The sequence below is a fragment of the Calothrix sp. FACHB-168 genome (genome assembly GCF_963889195.1).
GTDB classification, from domain to species: domain Bacteria; phylum Cyanobacteriota; class Cyanobacteriia; order Cyanobacteriales; family Nostocaceae; genus Aulosira; species Aulosira anomala_A.
The window spans coordinates 23,129-29,571 of record NZ_CAWPNJ010000078.1 but is presented as its reverse complement, the minus strand read 5'-3'; the positions used below and the strand labels follow the sequence as shown (position 1 = coordinate 29,571).

General features: G+C 43.1%; 9 protein-coding genes. 6 read left to right on the top strand and 3 right to left on the bottom strand.

The features are described 5' to 3' along the window. Positions 1-404: 404 nt before the first annotated feature. From moeB to AACW45_RS34795, 3 genes are all read right to left on the bottom strand, one after another. Positions 405-1,577 carry a molybdopterin-synthase adenylyltransferase MoeB gene (moeB, locus tag AACW45_RS34805; protein ID WP_190637644.1) on the bottom strand — a complete coding sequence of 391 codons (1,173 nt, stop codon included), beginning with the start codon at positions 1,575-1,577 and terminating at the stop codon, positions 405-407. A gap of 66 nt (positions 1,578-1,643) precedes the next feature. Then, complete coding sequence (locus AACW45_RS34800; RefSeq protein WP_190637642.1) at positions 1,644-2,102, bottom strand: Mov34/MPN/PAD-1 family protein; 459 nt, start codon at positions 2,100-2,102, stop codon at positions 1,644-1,646. Continuing rightward, positions 2,102-2,461 (bottom strand): four helix bundle protein, encoded by a 360-nt coding sequence (locus AACW45_RS34795; RefSeq protein ID WP_190637639.1) that lies wholly within the window; start codon positions 2,459-2,461, stop codon positions 2,102-2,104. The genes AACW45_RS34800 and AACW45_RS34795 overlap by 1 nt, the downstream gene beginning before the upstream one ends. Before the next feature lie 825 nt (positions 2,462-3,286). On the opposite strand from AACW45_RS34795, the gene AACW45_RS34790 reads away from it, so the two are divergent. The 6 genes from AACW45_RS34790 to AACW45_RS34765 all read left to right on the top strand — a co-directional run bounded on the left by AACW45_RS34790 (position 3,287) and on the right by AACW45_RS34765 (position 6,407). After that, positions 3,287-3,493 carry a hypothetical protein gene (locus AACW45_RS34790; RefSeq protein WP_190549809.1) on the top strand — a complete coding sequence of 69 codons (207 nt, stop codon included), beginning with the start codon at positions 3,287-3,289 and terminating at the stop codon, positions 3,491-3,493. Positions 3,494-3,558: 65 nt separating this feature from the next. Next, positions 3,559-3,693 (top strand): hypothetical protein, encoded by a 135-nt coding sequence (locus tag AACW45_RS34785; protein ID WP_277880462.1) that lies wholly within the window; start codon positions 3,559-3,561, stop codon positions 3,691-3,693. Between the two features lie 556 nt (positions 3,694-4,249). Next, positions 4,250-4,768, top strand: coding sequence for a phycocyanin subunit beta (locus AACW45_RS34780; RefSeq protein ID WP_096645233.1), 519 nt, complete (start codon positions 4,250-4,252; stop codon positions 4,766-4,768). A 97-nt stretch (positions 4,769-4,865) separates the two neighbouring features. Next, positions 4,866-5,354 (top strand): phycocyanin subunit alpha, encoded by a 489-nt coding sequence (gene cpcA, locus AACW45_RS34775; protein ID WP_190637637.1) that lies wholly within the window; start codon positions 4,866-4,868, stop codon positions 5,352-5,354. Between the two features lie 107 nt (positions 5,355-5,461). Next, complete coding sequence (locus tag AACW45_RS34770) at positions 5,462-5,593, top strand: hypothetical protein (protein WP_339385117.1); 132 nt, start codon at positions 5,462-5,464, stop codon at positions 5,591-5,593. Further along, positions 5,577-6,407, top strand: coding sequence for a HEAT repeat domain-containing protein (locus AACW45_RS34765; protein WP_190637635.1), 831 nt, complete (start codon positions 5,577-5,579; stop codon positions 6,405-6,407). Before AACW45_RS34770 ends, AACW45_RS34765 begins: the two co-directional genes overlap by 17 nt. The last annotated feature ends 36 nt before the right edge of the window (positions 6,408-6,443 follow it).

The window sequence follows — 6,443 nt, the reverse complement described above, 5'->3', positions numbered from 1 at the left end:
GCAATATAATTTTCTTGTGGGGTGGACAGCGTTCGACTGAGCGCTCACGCCGAAGTCTTGTCCGCCCAGGACGGGCGAGACGCCCATCCCACAAGAGTTTTTCTAATGCACTATTTTAGTTGTGTCAGTCCACTACGACGAAATAAGGACACAGCATTGCTGTGCCCTTATGAATCTTTTATATTTTATGCTGGTCACTTAATTACGGAAAAATACCACAATTAAGGGGCGGAAATCTATAAGCTAATCAGCATTTAAGTTGCATGATTTGGGCGGGCAAGATGCCCACCCCACAAGAGACTGATAAAATTGAATCTGCAAATTAGATGTCTCATAGCTTATTCCCAGTCAACAGTCAACCGCGCCGCACTGAGCTTGTCGAAGTGTCAACAGTCAACCAGAATTTAATATTCAGGAACGGAAGAATCTACTTCTCGACTCCAAGCGGTGATTCCGCCTTTAACGTTTGTACCGACAATTCCCGCATCTTTAAGAATGCTCAGGGCTTTTGCCGATCGCCCGCCCATTTTACAATGAGCAATTAAACGGTGTCCGTTGAGGATTTCTTTGACTTGTTGCACGCCATTGCCATTTTCAATATCTGGTAATGGAACTAATACTGAACCAGGTATTTTGGCGATTTCGTATTCATGGGGATTGCGCACATCTAACAGTACAAAATCTTTTGCACCGCTATCTAATAACTGTTTCAATTCTGTCACAGTCATTTCTTGTATTTCTTGCTGCTGTTTGGCTTCCTCGGCTTGCGCTTGGGGAATACCGCAGAATTCTTCGTAGTCGATGAGTTTTTCAATTACTGGGCGAATCGGGTTAGGACGCAGTTTCAATTCGCGGAATTTCATTTCTAAGGCATTGTACAGCAGCAAGCGTCCGCTTAAAGTGTTACCTTGTCCGAGAATAATTTTGACAGTTTCTGTGGCTTGGATGACACCAATAATTCCCGGCAATATTCCTAACACGCCACCTTCTGCACAGGAAGGAACCATTCCTGGTGGTGGTGGTTCGGGATACAAGTCACGATAATTCGGCCCGCCTTCATAGTTAAATACAGTGGCTTGTCCTTCAAAGCGGAATATGGAACCGTAGACGTTAGGCTTGTTGAGCAATACGCAAGCGTCGTTAACTAAATATCTGGTGGGGAAGTTATCAGTACCATCAACGACAATATCATAGGGTTCCAAAATACTCAGAGCATTTTCGGAACTGAGGCGAACTTCATGCAAATCCACCTGACAAAAGGGGTTAATTTCGAGAATTCTATCTTTAGCTGATTGAATCTTCGGTTTACCTACCCAGGATGTACCGTGAATTACTTGGCGTTGCAAGTTCGATGTATCAACCACATCGAAATCAACTATACCAATGCGTCCTACACCCGCAGCTGCCAAATATAACAGCAGGGGCGCACCGAGTCCACCTGTACCGATACAGAGTACACTGGCGGCTTTGAGGCGTTTTTGCCCTTCTAATCCTACTTCCGGCAAAATTAGGTGACGGGAGTAGCGTTCGTAATCGTCTTTGGTTAACTGGATTTCTTCCAGATTGGGATTGAGCATAGCAATTTTCAGTGGAGGGCGGATTATTTATCGTAGCGAAAAATGATATCCGTATTGATCGGTTGTTTAAATTATGTTGTTAATTGCTTCTGGTTGGAATTGATGGTTGTCGTCTAAACTCCAGCTTTGGAGTGTTTCCGCTTTGCCTTTGAGAACGGAAACTATTATATACGAGTATTCCGGCCAGGCATAGAGGCGATCGCATTCGGAAGGTATAGCGGGTGCGTCGGGGTGGGAATGGTAAATCCCGATAATATTCAAAGCGCGATCGCGTGCTGTTCTTTGTGCTTGTAACATAACTTGAGGTGCGATCGCATATCGTCGTCTTGGGGTATCCTGAGTGCGATCGCCTGGGAAATCGTCTATTGTATTATTCCAGGCGTTTTCTGTGGGTATCACTTCCACTACCGTTCTGCTCTCACTTATCCCGTGACCCAGGATTATACCGCAACATTCATCGGGGTAAGTACTTTCGGCGTGGCTGCGGATAATTTCTAGGTGTTGGGGAAGAATTCGCAGAATCATTAATAATTGCGGCTAAGTTTCTCAATTGTATGTTCCAGTAATTCTTTCACTTCCACGATACTGCTGACAAGGCGATCGTAATCTGAAGGTTGCACCAGTTCTAACTCATAACAAAGTAGCAGATAATATTCTAGTTCTATGGCTGAATCTCTAGCCATTTCTAAAAAATCTAGTTTTTCTTCAATTTCTTCGCGATGGCTTCCCTGAGCAATTTTAATTGGGACAGCAGAACAAGCTAAACGTATTTGTTGCGTTAAACCCAGTAATTCATCGTCGGGAAAATTTCTGCTTAAATCATAAATTGCTACTGTAAGTTCGTGAGCTTTATCCCATTCTGGAAGATTTCTAAATTCTGACATCTTAAATTTATTAAAACTGCTGGTTGATAATGTGAGTCATGCTAGTGCTGAAAAACAGGATGTAATTTCTGACTACGAAATTATACTCACTACTAATACCCAGATTAACACTATGACACGCATAGTTAATGAGGCTTTGATTCTCAGATACATATTTTAATTGCATTCTATATATGTTAAAAAATTGACGTATTTTTTAACAATGGCAAACTTAACGCACAACCTGTTTACCGCAAGGAACTGAAGTTCCTTGCTAATAGTCAAAGTCATCTCAAGATGACTAAATATCTTCAAAATCTTGAGTCTACTTTAGTAGGGGCGGGTTCACAGATATGCTCCAATAATTCACGACTATCTCGCTTAACCCGCCCCTACTTGAGCTTTGTCCCTTGGAATGAATTCCAAGGCTGGCGATAAAGCGAAGACAGATGCTATTTCTAGGTTAATTTGACAATAATACACTGCCATGATTATTCCTAAGCGAAATCTATATGTATTAGGGACTTCCAAATAAAAAAACATCCCAATCATTACAGCAGTTTTCACCTATTTGAACCACATCTATCGTAGGGAACATCTAAGGGCACTGCCTTTAGAGGCAATGTTGGATGAAGGAAGAATCCCCACGCCTTAAGTAGGGGGAGTTGTCAATTGAGTGATAGCTAACTTGGCAATGGGCAACTATAATGTATCCATGCTATTACAACAATTCAACGCAATAGTCTAGGGGTCTTGTAGCAAAGTTGACGTAAATTAATATCGAGAATCACGGAATCCTGGCAGAATTTGGCAAGTTTTTGTTTGCACTATATTTAGGAGAACAACATGGCTGAAATTCCCACTGGCGGTCAAATGCTCTGGAAACTTGAAGGAGATGAGCGCGTTTTGTACCTGCGTCATAACTCCTCAGAGCCGTGGCGGCCTTATGAGGAATTTCCCCAGTATGTTTTACCTGACCCTCAAGGATTTTCTAAAGGAATTGCCACCTTTCTCGCCTTGCTCAAGAAAGATTGGACAGCAACTAAATCGTGATAAATTACACAACTACATAATTAGGGCTGTTAACTTTTATATGGGCGGTTTCAGGGATATCCGCGTTGAGCGACCAATATCTAAATAAACCCGCCCCTACGGTCAACGGTCAACAGTCCACAGTCAACGGTCAACGGTCAACGGTCAACGGTCAACAGTCAACAGCCCTCATGATGGTGTGCAACTTAAAAGCAGAATAGCTGACTCATTGCAGATATTAATTGCCTATTGCTTGCTTGAGCGTTGTACGCCAATAACACTTATATGAGAAAAATTCAGTTTTTTTAATATTTATTAAAATTTTATTCATTTTTAGCTCGGCTGTAGAGCGGCAATATCCATCTGTACCGGCATTAAAGCTAGGTAGTTAGCTAGACAAAACTGAGGGATGATTAAGAAATGCTAAGAAAATTATAAATACTAATAAGAATGAAAAGCTTGATAAATAAGCGTTTCCGGTCATGACACCATTAAGTTGACAATTTGTAATAAACAAACGATCCAACGATATAGTATAAACAACATTGAAGAGATAAACAGACCAGGCGATCGCTTAGTCGTTCATCCTAGATGAGAAAAGCTCTTCAATTATTAAAGAAATCAGAAATCTTCCCAACTTCCTCAGGGAAACAATCGGAAAGGTTTCAGCAGTTATTCAACCTACTGCTTTGAGTTGATTGGGCTGTTAGCCAAATCAAATTGGGTTGTAACCTAATCCAAGCCATACTCGACTAAACGAATTAGGAAATAGAGTGTATGTTTGACGCATTTGCAAAAGTAGTCTCCCAAGCTGATGCACGCGGTGAATATCTGAGTGCTTCTCAAATTGATGCCCTGAGTGCTATGGTTGCTGATGGCAACAAGCGCATGGACGTTGTCAACCGCATCACCGGCAATTCCTCCACAATCGTTGCTAATGCAGCTCGTTCTTTGTTTGCAGAACAGCCCCAGTTGATCGCTCCTGGTGGTAACGCTTACACCAGCCGTCGTATGGCTGCTTGTCTGCGTGACATGGAAATCATCTTACGCTATATCACATACGCTATCTTCTCTGGCGATGCAAGCATCCTCGACGATCGCTGCCTCAACGGTTTGAAAGAAACCTACTTGGCTTTAGGAACCCCCGGCGCTTCCGTAGCAGTTGGCGTTTCTAAGATGAAAGACGCTGCACTAGCTATTGCTGGCGACACCAACGGTGTTACCAGAGGCGACTGTGCAAGCTTAATGTCTGAAGTAGCTAGCTATTTTGATAGAGCTGCTGCTGCGGTTTCATAACCACAGACTTAACCAGTTTTTTCTGCTCGGCTGCACATAGCTGAAAACAATTGCTAAAAGCTCTTTCATCAAATAAGATATTGGGAGAAAATCTGACATGAAAACCCCTTTAACCGAAGCAGTAGCTGCTGCTGATTCTCAAGGACGCTTCTTAAGCTCCACCGAAATCCAAACCGCATTTGGTCGTTTCCGTCAAGCTAAAGCTAGCTTAGAAGCTGCAAAAGCTTTAAGCGAAAAAGCTTCTAGCCTAGCTGCTGGTGCTGCTAACGCTGTATACAGCAAATATCCCTACACAACCAGCACTTCAGGCCCTAACTTTGCTTCTACTCAAACAGGCAAAGACAAGTGCGTTCGTGACATCGGTTACTACTTGCGCATGGTTACCTACTGCCTAGTTGTTGGTGGTACAGGCCCATTGGATGATTACCTCATCGGTGGTATTGCAGAAATCAACCGCACCTTTGATTTGTCTCCTAGCTGGTATGTTGAAGCTCTGAAATATGTCAAAGCTAACCACGGTTTGAGCGGCGATCCTGCTGTTGAAGCTAACTCCTACATCGACTACGCCATCAACGCATTAAGCTAATTTTTTAGATGGTATGACCCGGTGGGGTATACAATGACTGACAGAAGTTAGTGATTGTTTGCCCCTCCGGGTATTGTTTTGGTCATTTGTCATTGGTCAGTTGTCAGTTGTCAGTTGTCATTGGTGAACAGTCAACAGTCAACAGTCAACAGTCAACAGTCAACAGTCAACAGTCAACAGTCAACAGTTTCCTAACCTTCATCTCGTTGAGAGCGATTTTCTATGGAAAACAAAGCTAATATTCAGGATGATAGCCAATTAACTGTGGAACAGGCGATCGCTAATCTCCAAGGTGAAGATTTGGGATTACGGGTATACGCCGCTTGGTGGTTAGGACGCTTTCGGGTGGATGCGCCAGAAGCAATTGATGTATTAATTACCTCCTTAGAAGATGAGGACGATCGCACTCATGCTGGTGGTTATCCCCTACGTCGCAATGCAGCTAGAGCCTTGGGTAAACTAGGCGAAAATAGAGCAGTTCCCGCTTTAGTCAAAGCGCTGGAATGTTCTGATTTTTACGTCCGGGAAGCCGCAGCCCAATCTCTAGAAATGTTGGGGGATACATGCTGTATTCATCGGTTGATTGATTTAATGAGCGATCGCATTCCTGGAACCTTACCCGCACCAGAACCGCCCCAGTTAGCCCAACCTTTTGACGCGATTATTGAAGCTTTGGGAACTTTGGGAGCAGTTGAAGCCATTCCCACAATTGAATCCTTTTTAGATCACCCCATTCCCCGGATTCAGTTTGCTGCAGCCAGAGCAATGTATCAGCTTACCCATAAAGCAACAGAAACATCAAATCAGTATGGCGATCGCTTAATTCAAGCATTAGCTAACGATGATTTACAATTACGCCGAGCCGTGCTAGCAGATTTAGGAGCGATTGGATATTTGCCAGCAGCAGATGCGATCGCCGAAACTTTAGCCGAAAATAGCTTAAAGCTGATATCCCTCAAAGGCTTACTCGAAAAGCAATTACCACAAACCACAGCAACGGATTTATCTCCTGGGGCGATCAAAGTAATGCAATTAATGGATGCGTTATTGTAGCAGAAAGAGGGACAATGTAAAAGGTAGAACTTATTG

What these genes read in the sequence shown, in the direction of transcription:
- AACW45_RS34795 (WP_190637639.1), bottom strand. Translation starts at nt 2,461, where the DNA reads ATGTCAGAATTTAGAAATCTTCCAGAATGGGATAAAGCTCACGAACTT.
- AACW45_RS34780 (WP_096645233.1), top strand. Translation starts at nt 4,250, where the DNA reads ATGTTTGACGCATTTGCAAAAGTAGTCTCCCAAGCTGATGCACGCGGT.
- moeB (WP_190637644.1), bottom strand. Translation starts at nt 1,577, where the DNA reads ATGCTCAATCCCAATCTGGAAGAAATCCAGTTAACCAAAGACGATTAC.
- cpcA (WP_190637637.1), top strand. Translation starts at nt 4,866, where the DNA reads ATGAAAACCCCTTTAACCGAAGCAGTAGCTGCTGCTGATTCTCAAGGA.
- AACW45_RS34800 (WP_190637642.1), bottom strand. Translation starts at nt 2,102, where the DNA reads ATGATTCTGCGAATTCTTCCCCAACACCTAGAAATTATCCGCAGCCAC.
- AACW45_RS34790 (WP_190549809.1), top strand. Translation starts at nt 3,287, where the DNA reads ATGGCTGAAATTCCCACTGGCGGTCAAATGCTCTGGAAACTTGAAGGA.
- AACW45_RS34765 (WP_190637635.1), top strand. Translation starts at nt 5,577, where the DNA reads ATGGAAAACAAAGCTAATATTCAGGATGATAGCCAATTAACTGTGGAA.